The organism is Sphingobacteriales bacterium (genome assembly GCA_016700115.1).
In the GTDB taxonomy this organism is placed as follows: Bacteria; Bacteroidota; Bacteroidia; order Chitinophagales; family UBA2359; genus UBA2359.
In genome coordinates this window covers 3111324-3135004 of sequence record CP064999.1, presented here as the reverse complement: position 1 = coordinate 3135004, position 23681 = coordinate 3111324, and the positions used below count along the sequence as shown (strand labels likewise).

Genomic DNA, 23681 nt, shown 5'->3' with positions numbered 1-23681 from the left:
TTTTTTTCATAAAAGCCGCCTCATAGTTCAATGGGGCGGCTTTTTTAGCGCTTAGATTTATTAAAAAGAAAATTTGAACCAAATTAACCCACAGATTTTACTTTTTTTTAAATTTTTTCCTATAATATCCATATCTTTGTGAAAATTTTTGCGGTCATTCTGTAAATTTTATCCGATGCCCGCACGTACCAATTTAAAAAAATATGCAATTTAGTTCACTTCAAATTATAGATCCTATTTTAAAATCTCTGAACGATGAAGGCTATACTAACCCCACTCCTATTCAAGCACAAGCTATTCCGATTGTTCTAAAAGGGATTGATTTACTTGGTTGTGCTCAAACAGGAACCGGAAAAACTGCTGCTTTTGCAATTCCTATTCTCCAGCTCTTAAACGAAAATAAGTCTTTAGATAGAAACAGGAAAATAAAAAGCCTGATTGTTACACCAACCAGAGAACTGGCCATTCAAATCAACGATAGCTTTAACGCTTATGGAAAATTCCTTAAAGTAAAATCAACAGTTATTTTTGGAGGAGTAAGCCAAAACCCCCAAGTACTCGAACTTCAAACCGGAACAGATATTCTGGTAGCAACCCCCGGAAGGCTGTTAGATTTGATGAACCAGAAAATAATCAGTCTCAATGACATAAAAATATTTGTGCTTGATGAAGCAGACAGGATGTTGGACATGGGATTCATTCATGATGTTAAAAAGATATTAGCTGCATTGCCTAAAAAGCGACAGTCTTTGTTTTTCTCAGCAACTATGCCCCCTGAAATTATCAAACTTGCCGGGACCATTTTGCATAATCCAATGTCTGTTTCTGTTACTCCCGTTTCTTCCACCGTTGACTTGATACAACAGTTTATTTATTTTGTTGAAAAAGACCAAAAACCTGAGCTTTTAGTGGATGTGCTGAATGACTCTTCAATTAAAACCGCATTAGTTTTTACGAGAACAAAACATGGTGCAGATAAGGTAGTCAAAATTTTGCAGAAGAATCAAATTAAGGCAGAAGCAATTCACGGTAACAAAGGTCAAAATGCAAGACAAAGAGCTTTATCTAATTTCAAAGCTCAAACCACCCGTATTTTAGTTGCTACAGATATTGCAGCACGAGGTATTGATGTAGATGACCTTGAATATGTCATCAATTATGACATGACCAATGTTCCTGAAACTTATGTACACAGAATAGGAAGAACCGGAAGGGCCGGTGCTAAAGGAACAGCACTTTCATTTTGCGCCGAAGAAGAAAAACCTTATCTTCAAAGTATAGAAAAACTAATCAGGAAAAAAATTGCCGTTAATGAATTGCCTATTTTAAGGAAAAAAGATACCCCGATAATTATTCTTCCTCAGCAAGAGCCTGTTCTATCTGGTAATGTTAAGTCAAAATCGAAGTCGGCTTCAGAGAAGGAGTACTTTACCAAAAAAATTGAGCTTCGAAGAAAACTGACTTTGGTAAAAAACAAATAAGGTCTGAATTAAAATCAATCCCTTTTTTTATGATTGATCTATATTGGGTTCAAACACTAAAGTTTGGTCATCCATATTGAAGGCACACAAGTACCCCATCCCATGAAAATTGTTGTAAACGCAACCTGCATCAATATCTAAAACCAAAAAAGGGGTTGCTTCCAACATTTTTTCTATTTCATTCTTAGGAGTAGGAGTGTGTCCGTGTATTATAACTTTTCCTCCTAATAATTCAGGACGAATAGTATAATGCCAATTCCGAATCCAAAGCATAGACATTTCATCATCTAAAAAACCACTTTTTTGAAATCTGAAACCTGCATGTACTAAAAAATAATCTTCCAACTCGAAGAATAATGGTAGATTTTTAATAAAACTTAGGTAATTGTCAGGAATATCCCCAATATAATTAGTATTGAAACTTTTAAGTGTTTCTTCTCCACCTTGAAATCTCCAGTTAAATTTATCATAGTTTCCTTCATCTAAAAGGCTAATCATCATCATTTCATGATTGCCCATCAAACATTGAACCTGATAATCGTCTTCTTTCAATTTTAAAATAAGATCAATTACCCCTTTACTATCCGGACCTCTGTCTATATAATCTCCGAGCAAATAAAGCTCATCCGTTTTCTGTAGTTTTAAAGTGTCGAAAAGCAGTTTTTTAAAAGTGTGGCAACAACCGTGAATATCCGAAATCGCATATCTTGCCATAATTCTTCAATATAGAAAATTTGATAAATTAAGCCCTAAAGTTACTGTTTTTTTTGATACTCCGGGCTTAACCCATTTCATTACAAATTGAAATTGCCCCTCCAATCAAAGATCGGAGAGGCAAAAACTTTTTTTAGAAATTCTTTTTGTAAAGACTATCTTGTGTTATCTTCTGGCAATTACCGTGCAACTTACTCCGTTAATTGTTACTGTTACCGTCTCACCTTGTGTAGCATTTAATCCGCCGCAACCAATATGGAACGAACCGTTTGCATTTGCTGTACCTGTTGTTGTGCCACCTTTTCCATCGGAAACTGTAATGCTTGCACCGGCAGGAGCTGAGCCCGGTAAACCCACACATATAGCTCCACCTGTTGCAACTGTTCCCAACCGATAGCTGATTTTACTGCAATCTACTGCACAATTGGCGTTAGGATTATTATTAACCGGATTATTGTTGGTGGTAGTCGGATTTGATATTACAACATTTTCACCGTTTGTGTATGGAATGTCTGTGTTTACTGTTACTACAGTAGTTCCATTGGGATTGATAATAACACCATCTGTATTCGGAGTAACGGAGGTTAATATTGTCTGACCGGCTTGAGGGGTTTTTACTGTTCCCAACATAATGGGTCTTTTCGGATCGTTATTTTGCATTCCTTTAGACCAGAACCATTTTCTAACATCAGGGTCTGTACCATCAAAGCTGAAACAAACTTCAACAGATCCTCCAACAGGTACTGTACCGTTATACAAATCTATTTTGTTTGAACCGCCTCCTGCTATACCTTTAAACACGCCGCCCACTCTGCCTTGAGCATCAATGTTTTTAATAGTACATGATCCTTTGCTTAACTCAATATGAAGGTCTGAGGCATTTTGGCTTTCTCCATTAGTAAAAGTGAAACACTTTTGAGATTGTCCAAATGCAGAAGAAGTTAGAAATAGCGCAAAAATCAGCGCAACGAAAGAGAAACGAACTAAGTTTTTCATGGTAAATTGTTTTGAAAAGTTTTTAGAAAAAAAGGTTAAAGATTTAATTGAAGAAGTGAAAGAGGTTTTCATGTCAGTTTTGTTTTTTTAAATTTTAAATGATTTTTGTTTACTTACAATCATCAAAGGCAGGGTCTGAGAAAAGGTGAATATCTGCAAATATAAAATCTTCACTTTTTTTCATTTTTTTTTGACAACGCTCAACTATTTTACTGATTATACCTATTATTGCCTTTAGAATGAAAGCCAAACTATTTTAATAGCACATTTTATGAGAAACCTTTTGGTTCCTACAGATTATTCTGTTAATGCCAACAATGCTTATGCCTTTGCCTTAGGACTAGCTTCCAAATTCAATGCAGACATCACTGCTGTTCATACTTTTCAATTGCCTCTCATAGACCCAAGAGCACCATCCAGAACTGCACAGGCTATCATTGATAATGAAAAAGAAGAACAACTTTATCAAAAGAATATTGAATTTAAAAAAATGCGTGAAACAGCAGCTGCCTTGGGTATTATAGGTCAACCTGTGGATTTGCTGCTGTTGGAAGGCGATTTAGTAACTAATGTTTGCCACGCAGCTTTGGAAACCCAAGCTGAATTAGTTGTAATGGGAACAAAAGGAGCCGGCGGCATTAAAGAAGTTTTTTTGGGTAGTAATGCCTCTCAAATGTTGGAGAACGCCACAATTCCAATACTTGCTATTCCTGAACATGCAAAATTTAAAAATATTCACAAAGTAGCTTATTTTTCAAATTTTGACGATTCTGATATTGAGGTTCTTGCTCGGTTGCTAGAAATAGTAACACCTTTTAATGTAGAAGTTCACCTCGTTCATATAGTTCTTAGTGAAAAAGCCCGAACTATTGCAACCAACAATCTGCGAATTTTGGCAGATGAATTAAGAAGTCTGACGGAACTGACTATTTGCGCCCAAATTCTTTTAAACACCGATCTCTATGATGGCATGATGAGTTATGTTGGGTTAGCAGAAATTGACATAATTTCCATGCTTTCTCATAAAAGAGGATTTTTTGAAAAACTTTTTAACCCCAGTAACACTCAGAAAACTATCCAACATACAGAAATACCACTATTATCTTTTAGAAAATAAGCCTGATTTATACAGCATAATCTACCCTCAAAGTTGTATTAGCTTTGAGGGTTTTGTATTTTTGCCTTTTTATATCCAACTTCAGAACACATTGAACATGAAATTATTAGATGGGAAATATTTAGCAGAAATTATTAAAAAAGAAATCAAATCCGAAGTTGATTCCCTTGTATCAGCAGGATTGAAAACTCCACATTTAGCAGCAGTGTTAGTAGGTGATGACGGAGCAAGTCAAACTTATGTACAAAGTAAAATCAGGGCTTGTAAAGAAGTTGGTTTTGATTCGACAATTCTCAACCTAAGTAAAGACATTTCTGAAAGTGAACTATTAGCAACCATTGAACGGCTCAATAAATCCACGGCAATTGACGGTTTTATTGTTCAATTGCCTTTACCAAAGCATATTAATGAAAATAACATCACCCAGGCCGTGAATTTTCGCAAAGATGTGGATGGATTTCATCCCATCAATATAGGAAGAATGGCTCAAGGTTTGCCATGTTATTTGCCTGCAACTCCTTTGGGAATCATGCTTCTGCTTGAAAGAAACGGCATTGAAACTTCCGGCAAAGAATGTGTGGTGGTAGGAAGAAGTAATATCGTAGGAACACCAATGAGTATTCTTTTATCGAGAAATTCCTATCCCGGAAACTGTACGGTAACCCTATGTCATAGCCGCACAAAAAATCTTCCAAAGTTCACAAAACGAGCTGATATACTAATTGCTGCACTTGGCAATCCAGAATTCATTAAAGGCAATATGGTTAAAAAAGATGCCGTAGTAATTGATGTGGGTATTACGAGAATAGAAGACTCGAGTAAAAAAACTGGATATAGGATTGTTGGCGATGTAAAATTTAAAGAGGTCGCCCCAAAATGCAGTTTTATTACCCCGGTTCCAGGAGGAGTAGGGCCGATGACTGTGGTTTCTTTGCTGCTCAATACCTTAAAATCGGCGAAAAACATGGTATATTTACAGTAACTATCACAAACTATTGCGCCGATCTCAGTGATTTTAATTCTTAAAACATGAATCACCTTGCTCAAATTTCTACTGTACCCGGTTATATTCTTGCGGGAGGAAAAAGTTCGCGAATGGGGCAGGACAAGGGGTTGATGTTATTTGGGCAACAAACACTTGCCGAATTTATAATTCAAAAAATCAAACAAGCTCTCAGTTCTATAATTATTGTTACCAATAACGATAGGTACTCGAAATTTGGTTTTGAGGTAATACCCGATTATTATCAGAATAAAGGGCCGGCGGGAGGCATCTATAGTGCATTAAAACATAGTTCTGTTAGAAATGACTATATCTTTATTTTCAGTTGTGATATGCCTTTTATTACATCTGATTCTATTCTATGGTTCTTAAATCAATCCAATTCTGCTCAAATTATTCTGACTCAATTTCAGGGAGTTCCTCAACCACTTTTTGGCATGTATCATACCTCTTGTTTAGATGCCTGGGAAATTCTATTGCAAAAAAATGTTCTTAAACTTCAAAATATAATCTCACATTTTGAAACTTCCATAATTGATATTGAAAACAATCCATTGTTTTTTCCTACTTTTTTCACAAATCTCAATACGCCTTCAGATGTAACAAACGCCTTAAATAATTTAACCCATGGAAATTAACATTCTGTCCTTCGGACAAATTGCCGATATTTTTGGAAACAATTCCTTTAAACTTTCTAATATTCATTCAACTACTGAACTTATTAATTATCTCTCCCAAAAGTTTCCTCAACTCACTACTTCAGATTATGTTCTTGCTGTCAACCAGAAAATCATATCCCAACCAACTGAGCTAAAAGAAAATGATACAATAGCCTTTCTCCCACCCTTTTCAGGTGGATAGTTCGGGCTAATAAAAGTTGAACCCCGAACAAAACTAATTTTCCATGAATTTCAGAAACATTGAATTTAACAGGAATGAATTAGCAGGTGCTTTTGGTGACATTGGAACCGACTTTCCACTACTGACCGCAATGATTCTGGCTGCAGGTCTACATACTCCGGGTGTTTTGATAGTGTTTGGGGTGATGCAAATATTGACGGGTCTGATTTACAAAATGCCAATGCCTGTACAGCCCCTGAAAGCAATGGCAACATTGGTCATTGCTCAAAAAATAGCCGGTAACGTTTTATTTGGAGCAGGCTTGGCTATTGGATTAACGATGCTTATCCTTACTTTGACAGGGGCTATTGAGAAACTCGCAAAAATAGTACCTAAAACAATAATAAGAGGACTTCAATTAGGGTTAGGCATTAGTCTTTGCTCTTTAGCTTTCAAACAATATATCCCTACAGGCAATCTAAATGGGTACATACTCGCAGGTATCTCTTTTTGTCTCACTATTTTTTTGATTGACAATAAGAAGTTTCCGGCTTCAATTTTAGTAATCAGCACCGGGGTGATTTACTCACTTTTGTTTAATTCAAACTTTTCCAATATTGACGTTTTTCCAAAAATATATCTCCCGATTTTACATGTGCCAAATATTGATGACTTAACGACCGGATTTTTATTACTGGCAATACCACAAATTCCGCTCTCGCTTGGCAATTCAATATTAGCAACAAAACAAGTTGCGCATGACCTGTTTCCTAAAACACAACTTTCAACAAAAAAAATAGGTTTTACTTATGCATTGATGAACTTAGTTACCCCTTTTTTAAGTGGAATTCCTGTTTGCCATGGAGCAGGCGGGATGGTTGGTCATTATACTTTTGGTGGAAGAACCGGTGGATCAGTTATTATTTATGGCTTTTTTTATTTAATTCTAGGATTTTTTTTCGGGAGCAATATCCATTCACTGATCAATATTTTTCCATTGCCGGTTTTAGGGGTTATCCTTTTATTTGAAGGTCTGGCAATGATGTTTCTCATCAAAGATCTTTTCACTGAAAAAAGAAACCTACTTATTTCCTTACTAACAGGCATCATTGCATTTGGCTTGCCCTATGGATTTTTAATAGCTATGATTATAGGAATGGCTATTTATTATTCTCCTTTTCAGTTAAAAACTCTGATAAGCATAGGTGATAACAAAAATACCTGACCAATATATTTAACTTTCCATATTGTATTCTTAATATTTTTAAACAAAAAAACCTATATCCAAACCAAGTTTTTCATGTACATAAAACTGACAACTTATAGACAGTAACTAAAATTTAACCATAGGCAAAAAATATTAATCAGTTTTAAATTTGAGCATTATAAACCAAAAATATCATCGCCAAATCTTACTCAAGGAACTTGGTACTGAAGGGCAAGAAAAATTGCTTAAAGCAAAAGTATTGGTTATTGGTGCAGGCGGCTTAGGTTGTCCTGCCTTGCAATATCTTGCAGCAGCAGGAATAGGGCATATCGGTATTGTTGACTATGACATCATTGAAATCACCAACTTACATCGTCAAATTTTATACAACACACTTGATATAGGATTACCCAAAGCAATTATCGCAGCTAAAAAGTTGCAACTCCTCAACCCCGATATTATTATTACTCCATATCATTTTAGATTAACTAATCGAAATGCCTTAGAGTTGCTTAAAGATTACGATGTCATTATTGACGGATCTGATAATTTCGCAACACGCTATCTAATCAATGATGCCTGCTTTCTTCTCAAAAAAACACTGATTTATGGTGCCATATTCCGATTTGAAGGTCAGATTGCAGTCTTTAATCAAAACCAACCTACTTCAGTTAATTTCCGTGATTTGTTTGCCAATCCCCCAAACCCTTCTAACAGTCCTGCTTGTAATATTGCCGGAGTTTTGGGAGTAATACCCGGTATTATTGGCAGTTTACAGGCAACTGAAGCAATTAAAATAATTGCAGAAATAGGAGTCCCTCTTTATAATTGTCTGCTTACTTACAATGCGTTATACAATCAATCCTATCAAATTCAAATTACACCAAACCCGGCATCCATTCAATTTATGCCTAAAAACCGAACAGAATTTGAGTTTTTCGACTACTTCGGCTTTTGTTCTACATACGATGATTTTCGCGAAATCTCACCTCAAACTTTTGAGACATTACTTCAAACGTCCGATAAACTTACCATCATAGATGTCAGAGAGCCCTTCGAAATGCCTCTAATTTCACACTTTCCACATCTAAAAATTCCCCTCCCCGAACTTGCAAAGCATATCAATTCATTACCTTCAAACAATACTATAGTTGTTTTTTGCCAATCGGGGCAACGCAGTCGTCAGGCTTACTCCATTATTAAGCAGCACCGAGACGACCTGAGTATTTTTAGTCTGGCTGGCGGAATCGAAGACTGGCTAATCACTTATAAGTCCAGGATAGTATAATTTTATTTAAACGAAGGGACTTATAACAGAATTGTTATACGGATTTTAGGTGTTGAAGGTATGATTTGTAACTTGAAAAGGAAAATAATAAAAGACAAAATTGTCCGAAATAAAACCAAATCTTATCTTTGCAGATAAATTAGCAGAAATGTTTTCTAAAGCCTGTGAATACGGAATCAGAGCAACGATTTATATCATGCAACAAACCTTGAATGAAAAGCGAATAGGATTAAAGGATATTGCCCGGGAAATAGATTCTCCTATGGCTTTCACAGCAAAAATTCTGCAACAATTAGTAAAACATCAGCTTATTGATTCGGTAAAAGGTCCAACCGGTGGGTTTGAAATTAATCATCAAAAAAAAATGGATCTCAACCTGCGGGATATAATTGGTGCAATTGAAGGCGAGCAATTGTTATTCAATTGCGTACTTGGGTTAAAACAATGCAATCCAGATCATCCGTGTCCCTTGCATGACCAATATATAAAAGTGCGCAACCCGCTTAACAAACTGTTCGAAACCACAACAATCATTAATCTAGCAACCGAATTAAACACAGGACAAAGTCATCTTAAATCGAACGTTTAAAATTCTGAAAAAACATGAATCAAACAGAAATACTTACTGTACAAGATATAATTAAATTGGTATCAACTTTTTATAGCAAAGTACAAGACGATGAATTACTTGCACCAATCTTTAACGCTGTGATTCAAGAAAATTGGGAGAAACATCTTGAAAAAATGATTCGGTTTTGGCAAACCGTATTGCTCGAAGAGCACACGTATTTTGGAAGTCCATTTCCACCACATTCCCGATTACCAATAACAAGTCTGCATTTTGAGCGATGGGTTTCAATTTTTAACCAAAATATAGATGAACATTTTACAGGAGCCAAGGCAGAAGAAAGCAAATGGCGGGCTAGTAAAATGGCACAACTATTTCAAACTAAAATTGCCTATCATCAAAAATTTGAAACTGATGCACTTTTTTAACCCCACACAATTAGTATAGAATACAATCATTAGGCAATACCCAAACCAGAACAATTTTTCAACAAGACTAAATCCAACAAGTGAATATGGAACAAAATCAAATTATACAGGACATTAACGAAAAATATATCAAACTTGGCGAAAACCCTGAGACTTATTTGAAAGGCCTCCTTCAAACAAAACCCATCAACTATTGGGATTATGTTTCTTTGGATACTCTCTTAACACTACAGCAACCAAAGACTGAATTTAAAGATGAAGAAATCTTTATCATGTACCATCAAATCACTGAGTTGGTGCTTAAACTTATTTTACATGAAATCAGACAGATTGTTGAAAACAACAACCCCACAGAGCAGTTCCTGTTAAACAAGCTCAACCGGCTAAACCGCTATACCGGTTTGCTGATAAACTCGTTTGACATAATGAAAGATGGCATGGACTACAATGACTACAATACGTTTCGAACTGCATTGGCTCCTGCGAGTGGTTTTCAGTCGGCTCAATTTCGTTTTATTGAAATTTACTGCACCCGTCTCGAAAATCTTATCAACTTAGAAGGTAAACAGAGACTTCCTGAAAACCCGACGGTTGAAGAAATGTTTGAAAATATTTATTGGCAGGATGCCGGACTTAACCGCAAAACAGGTAAAAAAACTCTTACACTCACGCAGTTTGAAGAAAAATATCTCGATAGTTTTATCACTCTTGCAAAAAAGACAAGAGGGAATACAATAGAAGATAAAATATTACAGATTGACACTCTTTCGGAAGAACTACTACATCAACTTAAAACTTTTGACCGCCTCTATAACATAGAATGGCCGCTTGTGCATCTCGGCACAGCCAAACATTATTTGGACAGCAAAGGAGAAAACCAAGCTGCCACAGGTGGATCTGAATGGAAAAAGTACCTGCATCCCAAATTTCAGCAACGCAAATTTTTCCCAACTCTTTGGACAGATATAGAAAAACAAAACTGGGGTATATAAATTTGATGCGTTTTTCAAATTTCCTTAATATACATTACCTTCAGTTTATCAAAAAAACTTTGCAATGGGAAAGCCTTTAAAAAGGGATAAAGCCCTTCAGCCTTTGAGCCGAGAACACCACCATGCTTTATTATTCTGTTGGAAAATCAGAACCGGACTAAACAGGAATATAGAACTATCCCGTATTAGAAATTATGTTTTTTGGTTTTACCAACATCATCTTCTCCCTCATTTTGCAGAAGAAGAAAACTTGCTATTTCCCCTATTGGGAAACAATCATGAGTTAGTAAAAATTGCTATTGGACAGCATCAAACTATTCATCACTTGTTTGCCCAAAATCTCGAAACTGTTGAAAACTTACATCTCATTGATAAAACTTTGGAACAGCATATACGTTTTGAAGAGCGTATTTTATTTAACGAAATTCAAAATAGTATATCTGCTGAAGCGATAAAACAATTTGAATTATCTGCCCGCAATCAATCATTCATAGAAGATTGGAAAGACCCTTTTTGGAAGTAATTATCATTGCTTTACTGAAAAGACATATAAAACAGGAATAAAAAAAACGCATCTGTGAAGGCACAGATGCGTTTTTTTAATTAGAACCAAATGAACGGCACTATTTTAGTTTGCGACCATTAAGCGTTTGGTTTCAGTATGTCCGTTGCTGCTGAGTGTGTATAGATAAACACCTGAAGGCAATTGACTTGTATTTAAACGGATTTGGTGGCTACCTGCTTGAACTAAATTCATGGAACGTTGCTCAATAACCCTTCCTGCAATATCAGTTAACGTAAAAGTTACCGGGGCATCAGAAATTAACGAATATTGAATTAAGGCTTGATTAGTAGAAGGATTGGGGAAAGCTTCTTCAAGGTTAAAAGCAGCGGTTTGATTTGGGTTGTTAATGCCAACCGGAAAATCTGTTTTCTTGACAATTACACGAATGTATAAATCAGAAATATCACCGGAACGGTAAGGTGCCCAGGCATCGCCCAAAATTTCATAAGAACGTCGTGAGAAAGGTGGATCTAATTCAGTAGCCAACTGAATATCTGTTGCCTCCATTAACCACGAAACATAAACACCACCATCTTCAATCATCGGCGGGCTGTCAAAGTCAACTCTGTTCCATGAAAGTGACAAAATTTGTCCGACAGGAACATCTTTACTTGCTATTGCCAAACCGGGACTATTGGCAGGTCCATTGTCATCCTGAACTCTGGCTCTAAAACCAGTACCTGCACCGGTAGTTGCTACATAATATTCAGCACCAACAACTTCGACCGGGTAAAAAGGAGGCTCGATATAAATACCGGCACCATCGTTAAACCCTGAACCACCTGTCCAGGAAACAGCTCCCTGGTTAGCTGTTCCAACTACATAAGAAAGCGTAATCTCTCCATTGGCAAGCGAATCAACAACAACTAATTCAGAAACATTAAAGTCGTTGTTTGGATTGATGTCATCTGTAGTAATGGTAGAAACTTCATAGGTAAAAGCACCTGTGAATAATGCAGGAAAAGGAGTACTAAAAGTTACCAGTTCGCTTTGTCCTTGATCTAAGCCCGGCAAAGTAACGTTATCAATCACAAATGGCATACCAGAAGGGTCAAACACCGTTGTATTGACTGTGATTGGAGTTGTAATGTCCACACTGCCTACATTTTTTACATTGGTCTGCAGGTCAAAAATTTCATTTTTAAAGACGAAAAATCCACCGTTTTCAGGATTTTGGTTAAACGTAGGAGCTACATCTTTTACGTCAATTAAAGGTACCGCAGGAGGGTCAAACCGAATACATGAATTAGATGGAGGCATTGCTGTATTGCTCACCTGAATACCTATATCGCCCGAAATATTTTCTATACCTACCATTACCGGGTTTTGAGCAGTTGCATACTCAGTGGTCAGGTTTGGTTCCATTGTCAGGTAATTAAAGGTGATTGATGAATCAATAGCAGAAAAAATCACCTGAAACGTATTACTGCCTACCCATTGAAATGCATTATTCGTCCACTGAGGCACTCCAAGATAAGTAACTATAAATCTGTCTGCATCGTTGTACACATAGCATTTACCCGGATTATTGACACCTCCAAAAGTTAAGTCAGCCAAACATGGGGCAACGAAATTATTCCGTTCATCGGGGGTAGGGATAAACGGAAAAGCAACCGTTCCTGTTGAAGATATTTGAATAGGGTCAAAAGACACATACCCATTAGAGCCAATATATACCTGGCTTTCTGTTGTCCAGTAATATTGGAAGTCTATACCCATCGGAATAGGACCAACATAGTTATCGTCAGCAAGCCCTGTAATTTCTGTGCCAATATCAACTATGTCAACCCACTCACAGTTCAGACCTTCGTCAGAGGTGATGTAACTATACCCATAGTCATCAGCCACACTCAACACAAAAGCATAATTGAGCACTGAAAAACTGGCAATAGTACCAGATTGATTAGTTGTACCGGTTTCATAAACCAATAAAGGATAACGTGAAGTTTGGTCATACCATTCATATCTGGTCGATTCTCTTTCAAAAAACTGAGCAGGATTTGGTGTGGTATCGCGATAGGTTTCTTCAATGCGAACACGCAAAACGTTTTCATATACCCCATTTGGCAAAGTCAAAGTGCCATAACCATCGGCAATCACATCGCGCGTCAAACGCGAGCCAACCACAACACCAACATTATATTGCCGGTCGCCAATATCAGAATAGGTAGATCCGTAAGTAAAGGGGTATTGCATTTGAATCAAAGGGTCTGAAAAGGTAATTGCTGTTCCGCCGTTATCGGCTCCAATCCAGCTTGAAGCACTGCTTGTTACATCGTAATAAGCGACAAAGGTGCCACTGATATTGGCCACATCTGCAGCAGGAAAACTACCGCCCATTGTAGTGGTATTAGGGGCTACATAGGTTCCGCTTGTTGCACCGGAAGCAGGCACTAAAGAAGCAAAGTTCCAAAACACGTTTGCGCCGGCAGCACCGGGCAAAACTGCGCTTGGAGCAGCGCTGATACGGTTAAATTCGTCTCCTACAACCGGAAAGTTTGCCGAAGTAAGCGTAGGTTGTGCTACTGCTAAAACAGATACCAAAACCAGAACCAAAGAGGCGAATGTTTTTGATAGTGTAAAGTTTTTAAATTGCATAGCTCATTTTGTTTTTGTTTATGGATATTATTTAGTTATTTTTGAGAAAAAACGGGTTTGTGTTTTCAACAATCCAAGATAAACACACCAGTTTTTAAAATGTTCCTGTTTCAACTTGTTACAACCAGTCTGTCCTATAAAAGACTTTTTCATTTAACTTAACTCTTTTGACTGCTTGAAAACCAACGCATTTGCTGCAAATATCGTTTATTCAGTTAAGTTTCGGTAAAAGTAAGTATAATTTTAACCCTCACAAACATAATTTGTATGAAATCATTTTATCTACATGTCTTATTTCTAACAATTTTCCTCACAGTATCGCATCAGCAATCTGTGGCACAATCCGGAATGCCCTGTGGTGTTCAAAACCCGGTAACTGAGTTGCCGTTCTTAACTCAATTAGCAAACAGCATCTGTGAACCATGGTCTTGTGTGAATAATATTTCACAGGGATGGTACAACGGGCAATATGTCTTTTTCACCTCTACTAATCCTTTTTGTGCAGATTTCCCGTCAGAAGTATTTTTATGTGATGGAACTTTGTTGTGCTCTATGGGGGGATTTGCTGGAACAATAGGCGAATGTCCTTTATTTTACGAAACAGTTACTGACGTTACGGTCATCGCAAATGCAGAGATTATGTGTGGTGCCGACAATTGCTTTGATCCTGATATGGTTAATATTTTTTTCTGTCCGGAAATTTACAGCCCCGTTTGTGGATGTGACGGAAATACTTATTCTAATGGTTGTTTTGCTGCAAACAGTGGAATAACGTCTTTTACTCCGGGAGTTTGTGGAGTGGTTCCCGGATGTTTTAATCCCGATCAAACCGGAATTGGTCCCTGCCCTACTATTTATGCTCCTGTTTGTGGGTGTGACGGAGTTACCTACGACAACGATTGTATTGCCATTTACTCTGGTATCACTTCTTTTATTCCGGGAGCTTGCGAAGATCCTCCTTTTTTCGGTCCATGTGTTATTCCTGAATTGATTCACTACAACCCATGCCCAAGCGAGTATGAGCCTGTATGTGGTTGTAATGGTATTACCTATGCCAATTCCTGTTTTGCTTCCCGCGAGGGCGTTGTGTCATTTACTTCGGGAGAATGTCAGTTAACATCCTATAATACTTGTATAGATGTGGGTGTGGAAATTGGTGTGCCCTATTCGCCCAATACCATATATGTATGGAGTCCCTCAGAAGGATTAAGCTGTGCTAATTGTCCAAACCCAATCGCTACGCCCGATGAAACTACCACCTATACCCTTACAACCCTGACTACTTTAGGCGGTGGTCCAATCGTGAGTCATTTTTTAGTAACCGTTGAAAATTGTGGAATCCCAACTTATTATCTTACAATTTGTGATGGTGATAGTATAGAACTTGGAGGCATTTTTATTCCTAATACTTTATATTCCTGGGAACCAGAATACAATATCAGTTGCATAAACTGTCCTAACCCTACCGTATGGCCGTCAGTAAATACCATATATACCCTGACTATGTTTACCACTTTCGGTGGTGGTCCATATTATGAAATTTATGAAGTAACCGTAGAGCCTTGTCTGATTCCCGATACTTTGTATTACGATTTATGTTTAGGAAACAGCATACAACTAATACCTCCTGACTATCCCGATATCCCGGAAACAACTTTTGAATGGACTCCTGCAGATGGGTTGAGTTGCACTGACTGTCCCGAACCAATGGCATCCCCTGCAGATACTATCCTTTATACATTTACAGCAACAGATTGGGCAACAGGTCAGATAGTCGCCACATCTTTACATTGGGTCTATGTAGATGTTTGCGAATCTCAGAATGATGTAAAGGCATCTCCTCAACTCATAGTTTATCCCAACCCTACTCAGTCCGATGATCTGTTTATCAGACTGCCTCAGGAAATTGTCGGCTCACTGACCTTAACCATATTTGATCTGTATGGAAGACAAATTTATTTAGAGGAACGGGTAAACCTTTCGGAAACAATTAACGTCAAAGTAAACAATATGCCTTCAGGGTTGTATTTCTTACAAATTCAAAATGAATTCAGCATTTTAAGCGCATCTTTTATTAAGCAATAATTAGTCTTGTAGTTACATTGTTGGTTGTAAATGGGTTACCCCCAGCCTTTTTTAATAGGTTGGGGGTTTTTTATGCACTTTTTTTTCCTTGAAAAATACAATTTTCAAAAGTATGTATCAGTTTAGTATCGGTTAAAACCAATTTATACTTATGAAGTCTTTTTTTACCACTCTTTACTTTATTTTTTATACTTGTTTTCCCACCCAATCTCAACCTGTTTTAGAAGATGTTTATGAGGCCGATGAAAACGGCGTTTCTATCCGGCAGGAGCTAATGAATGAAAATCAATTTGCAGAAACCGACGAGCCGGCAGATAGTGCAGGCATGAACGGTCTGATATTGCAATATCTCAATTCGGGTTTTGCCTCTTCAAAACGCTCTTCAAATTGTGCATTAAGTAAAGAAGTATATGGTTATCATCCTTTTTGGTATGGTTCTTCGTACTACAACTATTATGACTTTGAATTACTAAGTACATTTAGTTATTTTTCTTACGAACTGAACCCCAACACCGGTGGCTATAAAACGGTGCATAGCTGGTCAACTACCAATTCCATCACTTACGCTCAAATGGCAGGATGTAAAGTTGAACTTTGTGTTACCAATTTCGGATTTGACAACAATGCCCGGTTTTTGAGAAATCCAAAAGCCTGGAATAACCTTGCCGATCAGTTGATTAAATTACTCAATCAGCGTCGCGCCGACGGAGTTAATCTGGATTTCGAACAAATCTATACCGGGGACAAACAAAATCTGATCAAATTCGTCGCATATCTTCACAATAGGTTTAAAACTGACAGACCAAATACTACGATTACTATGGCTGTCCCTGCTATTGACCACCAAGGGGTTTTCGATGTTTTAGCATTAAAAAATTATGTCAAACAGTTTGTCATAATGGGCTATGACTACTTTTGTGCCAATAGTAAACATGCCGGACCTGTTGCTCCTTTAGAAGGAAAATATTCCCAAAAAGCTACCTTAAACACCTATCTCAATTCGGGTGTTCATCCTCAACACTTTATATTGGCTGTACCCTATTATGGCCGTGAGTGGACAACACAAAGCTATGCTGTTCCTTCTTCTGCAAAATCCTATGTGCAGTCTCCCACATATTCCCAGATTAAAAATGTTTATGGAGGCAAATACAAAGAACGCTGGGACACGAGAAGCGCCACACCCTATATTATAAAAGGGCCTAAAGATAAAGTTACCCAATGCTGGTTCGAAAATACGGAAAGCCTGAATCAAAAGTATGATCTGGTCTATGAATATCAACTGGGAGGAGTTGGAATCTGGGCTTTAGGGTATGATAATGGCCATACCGACCTGTGGGATTTATTGGAACTTAAATTTATGGATTGCACCGGAAACAGTAGTAACAATCAAAGAAAGCCCTACTACTTAAAACTCATCGAAGATTATTTTAAGAATTGAGTTGTTAACCAGAATATTCATTTGATGTCCGGTCATATTAGCTATGTTAGTACACCAATCATAAGGATTATGGACTAATAGCCCTTGGTTCAGATTTTATAGATGTACATCATTGAACTATAATATCTACATTCACCAAATACTGCACCGCGTTCAATCTCAAAAAAATGGATATGATATGTGTGAAGCAAACTTTGGGCGATAATATTGAATATTATCCACTGCATTAACCTATTGCGCTTCTGTTTTAACATCATGCACCCCTGCAATGACTTGTTGTACACCTGCAATGTCTCATCGCGCATCTGCAAAACTTTTATTCACCTCTGCAATGAATTATTGCATACCTGCATTGACTTATTGCATAGTTGCACAGGCTCATTGCGCATCTGCAAAACTTTAATTCGCCTCCGCAAAGACTTGTTGCACCCCTGCTTTAACATGATGTGCACCTGCAAAGACTTAAAGAACCTCTGCAAAGGCTCAATGCACCTCTGCAAAAGTTTATGGTAACCCTGCAATAAACTTCGATCAATTGATTTTGAAACTCCAAATTTTGTTTTTATTCAATGTTTGACATTCAGGAAAAGTCTGTTTTTTAAAAAATGGCAGGTGAATTTAGAACTATCAAAGTTGGCTTTATTTTTACGAGAAAGTATGATACTTAACTGAGGTTAAGCACTATGGAAATGACACACAACCAAACTATGAAATCTTTTCTTCATTTGGTTGAATGTGGTACACTTGCTTAAAGTCTTCTATTGAAAATTATGAGTTTTGGTTTTCAATGAAAAACATCTGGAAACAAGATTATCCCGTACATTTGAAAATTCAAAAACTCTCAAACGATGATCTTATCGTTCGATATATTAAAACAGGCGACTCCGATAAAACAGTTTGTCATCGTTTTATTGGTTACGGGTATTTTAATGCTGCTTTGTCAGTTATTTTGTGAAAATCCGGAAATGGTATGGTTTATTGCGGTTTCATCATTGGGGTTTTATGTTTGGGCAAATGCAGTCTTAGGCTTTTTTAGCAAGTCAAGCCGGTTGGTTTATGTCATCCAATCTTTCCTCCTTTTTTGTGTGATGGCTTTTCTTATTATTAAAGCTGCATCTTACTTATCTGGACAAACTTTAAACAGCCTCAGAGAATATCAAATTATGGTATTAGCCACATTTGTTTTCCATATTGGTGGCATTATAGTCTGTACAATTATTAAAAATGTTGCTGAACTCATGGAAATTAACTATTAAGGAGGCAACCCCCTTTAAATTATTTTCGTTTGAGGGGTTAGATTGCATTTATTTACAAGAAAAATAGAGTGAATTACCAAGTAGGGTTGTAAGTTTGCAAACTTTTTAAAGTGTGCACTATAAATCAACCAAATTTTAATGAAAGGCAAAGTGCTCATTACCGAAGTGGTTCACCCAGTTTTGAAGACAGAACTTACCGGATTTGGCTTTACTTGCAATCATTTTGAAAAGATAACTTATGAAGAAGTCCAGCAAATTATAGGCGATTATACAGGGCTTGTAGTCCGAAGCAAAATCAAAGCCGACAGACAGTTAATTGACAAAGGAAAAACGCTGAAATTTATTGCACGAACAGGTTCGGGCATGGAATTGATAGATGTCCCGTTTGCTTCACAAAAAGGTATCACCTGTTTTAACTCACCGGAGGGAAACCGGGACTCAGTTGCAGAACATGCAACCGGAATGGTGTTATCACTTTTGCACAATATTAACAAGTCGCATGCCGAATTGAAAAATGGAATTTGGAGCAGAATTGAAAACACAGGCAGCGAATTATCAGGTAAAACAGTGGGAATAATTGGGTTTGGCAATACCGGAAGCGCATTTGCAAAGCGAATGAAAGCATTTGAAGTAAACATTCTGGCTTATGATAAATATAAGTTCGGATTTTCAGAGCATGGTGTCAAGGAATGTAATTTGAACCAAATTTTTGAACTAGCAGAAATAGTCAGCTTGCACATACCCCTTACAAATGAAACCCATGCAATGATAAACAGTAATTTTATTTCGCAATTTAAACGTCCGATATACTTAGTTAATACTTCAAGAGGAGGGATTGCCAAAACCGATGATTTACTAACAGCCTTACAAAAAGGACAACTAAAAGGGTTAGCAATAGATGTATTTGAAAATGAAGACCTGAATACCTATCAACATGAAGATTACAGGTTGCTTGTAGAGTTAGGAAAGTGTAAGAATGTTATTATGACCCCTCATATAGCAGGAGTTACCCATGAATCGACCTATAAAATAGCATACGTTCTTGCTAAGAAAATAATTGAACATTATACTGTCTCCAATAACTGTTAAAATTATAAGTGCATCACTCAAACATAAAAAAGCAATACTATTATCAATAGTTCGTCAGATTTTGAACAAAGTGGGTAAAAATCGAAACAAACTTTCTATTTTTACCTATCCATTAAAAATAGGCTAAATCTTTAGTAAAAAACTGCCTCCGGCAACCAATTCACCATAAAATCAACTACAAATCATAAATTATTGCGTATGAGAAAATTTTTATTCTTGTTAGCTTTCTTTTTATTTGGCTCGGTGCTTGCCTTTGCACAACAGTCGGGTGAAATTCAAGGAAAAGTTACCGATAAGGATACAGGCGAACCCATTCCGTTTGCAAACGTATCATTAGTAGTAAACGGTACCATGCAGGGCGCACAATCAGATTTTGATGGATTTTATTCTATAAAACCACTACCGGCAGGTAGTTATACCGTCAAAATTTCGTATGTTGGCTATCAGGGAAAACAATATGATGGCGTGGTCGTCTATGCAGACCGGATTACCTTTCTCGATGTCCAGATTAGTCAGGAGTCAGAGCTGCTGAAAACGGTAGAAGTGGTTTCTTACAAAGTTCCATTGCTTGAAGCCGACAAAACCTCTACCGGACAAACCGTAACCAAGGAGCAAATTATGAAGATGCCTACACGTAATGTTGCATCCATAGCTTCTCAAACTGCGGGAGTTTTTCAATCTGATGAAGGAGGAGGATTAAATGTAAAAGGTCAACGATCTGAGTCAACAGACTACTATATAGATGGTATCAAAGTACGGGGTAGTGCTGCTGTTCCTGCTCAATCCATAGAACAATTGACCGTAATTACCGGCGGATTACCCGCTCGTTTTGGAGATGCCACCGGAGGTATTGTAAATATCACAACCCGAGGACCCTCTCAGTTTTGGTCTGGCGGCATCGAGTTAGTTTCCTCAAAATTTCTTGAACCTTATGGATATTACCTCGGCAATTTTAGTCTTTCGGGTCCTCTGCTCAAAAAAGGTAAAGGTACTCCTTCTGAAAGGCCAATTTTAGGGTTATTTCTTTCAGGTGAATATTTGCATGAAGATGATGACAGACCATCTGCTGTTGGAATTTGGCAAACCAAAGACGATGTGTTAGACAATATCAGAGAAAATCCGCTTGAACTTTCTTCAACAGCCGGTGGATTTTTAAAAAGCACTGATTTAACCAGAATCGACGGATTTGAACAAGTAGATGTTCGTCCGAATGTTAAAAAAGACGAAATTACAGGTGCTGCTAAATTAGACTTTCAACCGGTTCAAAACATTAACATTACATTCGGAGGTACTGCCAACTATTCTGTTGGAGGAACTGATGGCTTAAACATGGATGTTATTCGCCGGTATGAATTGTTTAATCCGCACCATATACCAACACAGAACCAGCAGACCTATCGCGGATATGCCCGTTTGACTCAGCGGTTCAACAATGCCCGAACTGCAGAAGATGCCAAACCATCTGCATTTTCAAATGCTTATTATTCTTTACAATTTGACTTTACCAAAAATTACAGCGTTTTTCAGGATCCGGTTTTTGAAGATCGTCTGTTCGACTATGGCTATGCCGGTAGTTTTTCAACTTATCGGGCACCTGTTTACGGTTATACAACGCTTGAAAGAGATGGCATATCAATTACAGGACTTGAATTTCAAGGTTTAGCAGATACTTTGGTTACCTATCAGCCGGGTGGTGTTAATACAGACAAAGACAACCACAATATGCAATATTTTGCTTTGGCTGGCTCTGATAAAACCAACTATTACACCAATCTTGTTCAATTATCTCTAAATGGGGGTATCCGCAATGGTAATGTACCTGCTTCTTTAAATTCTGCCTATAATTTATGGTACACTCCCGGAACACCTTATGGCGGATATCAAAAAGACGAAAACGATCAGGCGAGAATCGTGTTTAATGGCTCTATTGATATTAAACGGCCCGGTGCTTCAGACAGAAACAAACACGCTATTGAATTTGGTTTTGAATATGAGCAGAGGGTTGACCGTTCTCACGATGTTTTCCCGATGGGGTTGTGGAACCTCATGTTTGAAAGAAATGCAAGATTTGGACGCGATATTATCCGGGATTTAGACAACCCTATTTTAATTATCAACGGACAACAAATCCCATTTTCTGAATATGATGGCGTAAGCCACGTATTTAACCCCTATACCGATACCATTACCTATAATCTGATAAGAGCTGAACAATCCTATTTTGACCGCAAATTCAGAGAACGTTTCGGTTATGGATCAATGGGTATCATTAATATTGACGAAGTAAATCCTGACCAGTTGTCTCTCGATTTATTTTCTCCTGATGAGTTATTTAATAATGGTAACAACTATGTCGCCTATTATGGTTATGATTATTTAGGAAACAAGTTAACCAGCCAACCTGCATTTGAAGATTTCTGGAAAGCAAGAAATGAAGAGGAAGATATCTTTACCCGACCAATTGGCGCTTTCCGTCCTATATATATGGCCGGATTCATTCAAGATAAATTTGCATTCAGAGACCTGATTTTTAATGTCGGTGTTCGGGTTGACCGGTTTGATGCCAATCAAAAAGTGCCGAAAGACTTATATTCCCCGCTTTATGCAACCCGCAAAGCAGGTGAGGTGAGCAACTTAGGAACTCACCCTTCAACAATCGGAGACGACTTTGTTGTTTATGTGGACAACGAAGTAAATCCCAGCAAAATCTTAGGTTACAGGGATGGCTCTCAATGGTATGATTTAACCGGTGCTGCAGTTAATGACCCACGCGTTTTGGTTTCAGGTGGCGGAACTGTTAATCCTTACTTAGCTGCACCACTAACCGATAACCCAAAAGGCGATGTTAAAAACACAAACTACGACCCCAATTTAGCTTTTGAAGATTACAAACCTCAGATTACAGTAATGCCGAGGGTTGCTTTCTCATTTGAAATCTCAGATGAAGCTATTTTCTTTGCACATTACGACATCTTGTCTCAAAGACCACAAGCACGTTTGTTCACTACACCTTATGACTATTATTTCTTTGCAGAAAATGCAATCGGTGGTTTGTTTAACAACCCAAACCTTCGTCCCGAACGTACCGTTGACTATCAAATAGGATTTAAACAAAAAGTAAGCAGTACTTCTGCAATTACTATCTCTGCTTTTTACCGTGAACTAAAAGATATGATTCAGGTCATTAACGTGCCATTTGCATATCCTAGCCCTTACAATACTTTTGGAAACATAGACTTTGGTACTGTAAAAGGACTCGAATTTTCTTTTGACCTCAGACGTACTGGAAACATTCAACTTTCAGCAAACTATACCCTTCAGTTTGCAGATGCAACCGGTTCCGGAGTAACCTCACAAGCAGCACTTATAGATTTTGGTGTACCAAACTTGCGTACCATAAATCCTGTAAGTTATGATGCCCGTCACATGTTAAACATGAATGTGGATTATCGCTATGGAAACGGAAAAGACTATAATGGTCCTAAATTGTTTGGAAAGGATATCTTAGCCAATACCGGTTTGAACCTGATTTTCCGTGCCCGTTCAGGCACACCTTATTCACGACAAGCTAACCCAACCCCATCGGTTCAGTTTGGTGTTCGTTCACAAAGCCAGTTAGACGGCTCTATCAATGGCTCCCGGTTGCCCTTCAGTTTCCGTGTAGATGCCCGTTTAGAGCGCGATATTCCATTGAAATTTGGACGCAAACAAGGACGTTCAGACAAAAACATCAATATCTATATATTGGTACAAAACCTGCTTGATGCAGACAATGTCATCGGAGTTTATGGCTTTACAGGCACAGCAGATGATGATGGATATATCAATTCTGCTGCAGGGCAAGAAGTTGTTAAGGGACAAGTTGACCCAACTGCTTTTTCAGACCAATATACTATGAAGGTAAACGACCCGGGCAACTTCAGTTTGCCTCGCCGCGCACGTTTGGGTGTAATGTTTAATTTCTAATGAAGATAAAAAACAGGAGAGGCTATTTTATTGGTTAATCCTATTCTATA

At 37.6% G+C, this 23681-nt stretch carries 19 protein-coding genes and 2 pseudogenes; 18 read left to right on the top strand and 3 right to left on the bottom strand.

Annotated elements, in window-relative coordinates; translation table 11 throughout:
- Positions 1 to 203 precede the first annotated feature (203 nt).
- Positions 204 to 1481, top strand: a complete 1278-nt coding sequence (locus tag IPM47_11310; GenBank protein QQS27493.1) for a DEAD/DEAH box helicase — start codon at positions 204 to 206, stop codon at positions 1479 to 1481.
- 27 nt (positions 1482 to 1508) lie between these two features.
- On the opposite strand, the gene IPM47_11305 is transcribed toward IPM47_11310, so the two are convergent.
- Together IPM47_11305 and IPM47_11300 are read right to left on the bottom strand one after the other, a co-directional pair.
- Positions 1509 to 2195 (bottom strand): serine/threonine protein phosphatase, encoded by a 687-nt coding sequence (locus IPM47_11305; protein ID QQS27492.1) that lies wholly within the window; start codon positions 2193 to 2195, stop codon positions 1509 to 1511.
- 165 nt (positions 2196 to 2360) lie between these two features.
- The gene (locus IPM47_11300; protein QQS27491.1) at positions 2361 to 3191 is read right to left on the bottom strand and encodes a hypothetical protein; all 831 of its coding nucleotides are present in this window, start codon (positions 3189 to 3191) and stop codon (positions 2361 to 2363) included.
- Between the two features lie 271 nt (positions 3192 to 3462).
- On the opposite strand from IPM47_11300, the gene IPM47_11295 reads away from it, so the two are divergent.
- The 10 genes from IPM47_11295 (at position 3463) to IPM47_11250 (ending at position 11157) form a co-directional block, all read left to right on the top strand.
- A complete protein-coding gene (locus IPM47_11295; protein QQS27490.1) occupies positions 3463 to 4308 on the top strand; it encodes a universal stress protein in 846 nt (281 codons plus the stop codon).
- Between the two features lie 97 nt (positions 4309 to 4405).
- Positions 4406 to 5290, top strand: a complete 885-nt coding sequence (locus IPM47_11290) for a bifunctional 5,10-methylene-tetrahydrofolate dehydrogenase/5,10-methylene-tetrahydrofolate cyclohydrolase (GenBank protein ID QQS27489.1) — start codon at positions 4406 to 4408, stop codon at positions 5288 to 5290.
- Positions 5291 to 5337: 47 nt separating this feature from the next.
- Positions 5338 to 5949 (top strand): molybdenum cofactor guanylyltransferase, encoded by a 612-nt coding sequence (locus IPM47_11285; protein ID QQS27488.1) that lies wholly within the window; start codon positions 5338 to 5340, stop codon positions 5947 to 5949.
- On the top strand, positions 5939 to 6172 hold the full coding sequence (locus tag IPM47_11280; GenBank protein QQS27487.1) for a MoaD/ThiS family protein: 234 nt from the start codon (positions 5939 to 5941) through the stop codon (positions 6170 to 6172). The genes IPM47_11285 and IPM47_11280 overlap by 11 nt, the downstream gene beginning before the upstream one ends.
- A gap of 43 nt (positions 6173 to 6215) precedes the next feature.
- Positions 6216 to 7376 (top strand): putative sulfate/molybdate transporter, encoded by a 1161-nt coding sequence (locus tag IPM47_11275; GenBank protein ID QQS27486.1) that lies wholly within the window; start codon positions 6216 to 6218, stop codon positions 7374 to 7376.
- A 160-nt stretch (positions 7377 to 7536) separates the two neighbouring features.
- Positions 7537 to 8646 carry a HesA/MoeB/ThiF family protein gene (locus tag IPM47_11270; protein QQS31448.1) on the top strand — a complete coding sequence of 370 codons (1110 nt, stop codon included), beginning with the start codon at positions 7537 to 7539 and terminating at the stop codon, positions 8644 to 8646.
- Between the two features lie 148 nt (positions 8647 to 8794).
- A complete protein-coding gene (locus tag IPM47_11265; GenBank protein QQS31447.1) occupies positions 8795 to 9235 on the top strand; it encodes an Rrf2 family transcriptional regulator in 441 nt (146 codons plus the stop codon).
- Between the two features lie 14 nt (positions 9236 to 9249).
- On the top strand, positions 9250 to 9642 hold the full coding sequence (locus IPM47_11260; GenBank protein QQS27485.1) for a group III truncated hemoglobin: 393 nt from the start codon (positions 9250 to 9252) through the stop codon (positions 9640 to 9642).
- Positions 9643 to 9728: 86 nt separating this feature from the next.
- Positions 9729 to 10634: a tryptophan 2,3-dioxygenase gene (locus tag IPM47_11255; protein QQS27484.1), complete on the top strand. Its 906-nt coding sequence runs from the start codon at positions 9729 to 9731 to the stop codon at positions 10632 to 10634.
- A 64-nt stretch (positions 10635 to 10698) separates the two neighbouring features.
- Entirely contained in the window at positions 10699 to 11157 is a 459-nt protein-coding gene (locus IPM47_11250; GenBank protein QQS27483.1) for a hemerythrin domain-containing protein, read from the top strand.
- 105 nt (positions 11158 to 11262) lie between these two features.
- On the opposite strand, the gene IPM47_11245 is transcribed toward IPM47_11250, so the two are convergent.
- Positions 11263 to 13797, bottom strand: coding sequence for a T9SS type A sorting domain-containing protein (locus IPM47_11245; protein ID QQS27482.1), 2535 nt, complete (start codon positions 13795 to 13797; stop codon positions 11263 to 11265).
- A 639-nt stretch (positions 13798 to 14436) separates the two neighbouring features.
- Here IPM47_11245 and IPM47_11240 point away from each other — a divergent pair.
- The 7 genes and pseudogenes from IPM47_11240 to IPM47_11210 all read left to right on the top strand — a co-directional run bounded on the left by IPM47_11240 (position 14437) and on the right by IPM47_11210 (position 23631).
- Positions 14437 to 14592, top strand: a pseudogene (locus IPM47_11240) (Kazal-type serine protease inhibitor family protein).
- A 108-nt stretch (positions 14593 to 14700) separates the two neighbouring features.
- Positions 14701 to 14907 (top strand): annotated as a pseudogene (locus IPM47_11235) (Kazal-type serine protease inhibitor family protein).
- 393 nt (positions 14908 to 15300) lie between these two features.
- Complete coding sequence (locus IPM47_11230) at positions 15301 to 15882, top strand: T9SS type A sorting domain-containing protein (GenBank protein ID QQS31446.1); 582 nt, start codon at positions 15301 to 15303, stop codon at positions 15880 to 15882.
- 151 nt (positions 15883 to 16033) lie between these two features.
- Positions 16034 to 17320 carry a hypothetical protein gene (locus IPM47_11225; protein ID QQS27481.1) on the top strand — a complete coding sequence of 429 codons (1287 nt, stop codon included), beginning with the start codon at positions 16034 to 16036 and terminating at the stop codon, positions 17318 to 17320.
- 848 nt (positions 17321 to 18168) lie between these two features.
- Positions 18169 to 18576 (top strand): hypothetical protein, encoded by a 408-nt coding sequence (locus tag IPM47_11220; protein ID QQS27480.1) that lies wholly within the window; start codon positions 18169 to 18171, stop codon positions 18574 to 18576.
- A gap of 138 nt (positions 18577 to 18714) precedes the next feature.
- Entirely contained in the window at positions 18715 to 19665 is a 951-nt protein-coding gene (locus tag IPM47_11215; protein ID QQS27479.1) for a hydroxyacid dehydrogenase, read from the top strand.
- 198 nt (positions 19666 to 19863) lie between these two features.
- A complete protein-coding gene (locus IPM47_11210; GenBank protein ID QQS27478.1) occupies positions 19864 to 23631 on the top strand; it encodes a carboxypeptidase regulatory-like domain-containing protein in 3768 nt (1255 codons plus the stop codon).
- The last annotated feature ends 50 nt before the right edge of the window (positions 23632 to 23681 follow it).

Excerpts from the sequence above, each read along its gene's own strand:
- IPM47_11260 (QQS27485.1), top strand. The coding sequence starts at position 9,250 with ATGAATCAAACAGAAATACTTACTGTACAAGATATAATTAAATTGGTA.
- IPM47_11305 (QQS27492.1), bottom strand. The coding sequence starts at position 2,195 with ATGGCAAGATATGCGATTTCGGATATTCACGGTTGTTGCCACACTTTT.
- IPM47_11210 (QQS27478.1), top strand. The coding sequence starts at position 19,864 with ATGAGAAAATTTTTATTCTTGTTAGCTTTCTTTTTATTTGGCTCGGTG.
- IPM47_11225 (QQS27481.1), top strand. The coding sequence starts at position 16,034 with ATGAAGTCTTTTTTTACCACTCTTTACTTTATTTTTTATACTTGTTTT.
- IPM47_11265 (QQS31447.1), top strand. The coding sequence starts at position 8,795 with ATGTTTTCTAAAGCCTGTGAATACGGAATCAGAGCAACGATTTATATC.
- IPM47_11300 (QQS27491.1), bottom strand. The coding sequence starts at position 3,191 with ATGAAAAACTTAGTTCGTTTCTCTTTCGTTGCGCTGATTTTTGCGCTA.
- IPM47_11310 (QQS27493.1), top strand. The coding sequence starts at position 204 with ATGCAATTTAGTTCACTTCAAATTATAGATCCTATTTTAAAATCTCTG.
- IPM47_11255 (QQS27484.1), top strand. The coding sequence starts at position 9,729 with ATGGAACAAAATCAAATTATACAGGACATTAACGAAAAATATATCAAA.
- IPM47_11275 (QQS27486.1), top strand. The coding sequence starts at position 6,216 with ATGAATTTCAGAAACATTGAATTTAACAGGAATGAATTAGCAGGTGCT.
- IPM47_11230 (QQS31446.1), top strand. The coding sequence starts at position 15,301 with ATGTTTACCACTTTCGGTGGTGGTCCATATTATGAAATTTATGAAGTA.
- IPM47_11285 (QQS27488.1), top strand. The coding sequence starts at position 5,338 with ATGAATCACCTTGCTCAAATTTCTACTGTACCCGGTTATATTCTTGCG.
- IPM47_11215 (QQS27479.1), top strand. The coding sequence starts at position 18,715 with ATGAAAGGCAAAGTGCTCATTACCGAAGTGGTTCACCCAGTTTTGAAG.
- IPM47_11290 (QQS27489.1), top strand. The coding sequence starts at position 4,406 with ATGAAATTATTAGATGGGAAATATTTAGCAGAAATTATTAAAAAAGAA.
- IPM47_11245 (QQS27482.1), bottom strand. The coding sequence starts at position 13,797 with ATGCAATTTAAAAACTTTACACTATCAAAAACATTCGCCTCTTTGGTT.
- IPM47_11250 (QQS27483.1), top strand. The coding sequence starts at position 10,699 with ATGGGAAAGCCTTTAAAAAGGGATAAAGCCCTTCAGCCTTTGAGCCGA.
- IPM47_11220 (QQS27480.1), top strand. The coding sequence starts at position 18,169 with ATGATCTTATCGTTCGATATATTAAAACAGGCGACTCCGATAAAACAG.
- IPM47_11280 (QQS27487.1), top strand. The coding sequence starts at position 5,939 with ATGGAAATTAACATTCTGTCCTTCGGACAAATTGCCGATATTTTTGGA.
- IPM47_11295 (QQS27490.1), top strand. The coding sequence starts at position 3,463 with ATGAGAAACCTTTTGGTTCCTACAGATTATTCTGTTAATGCCAACAAT.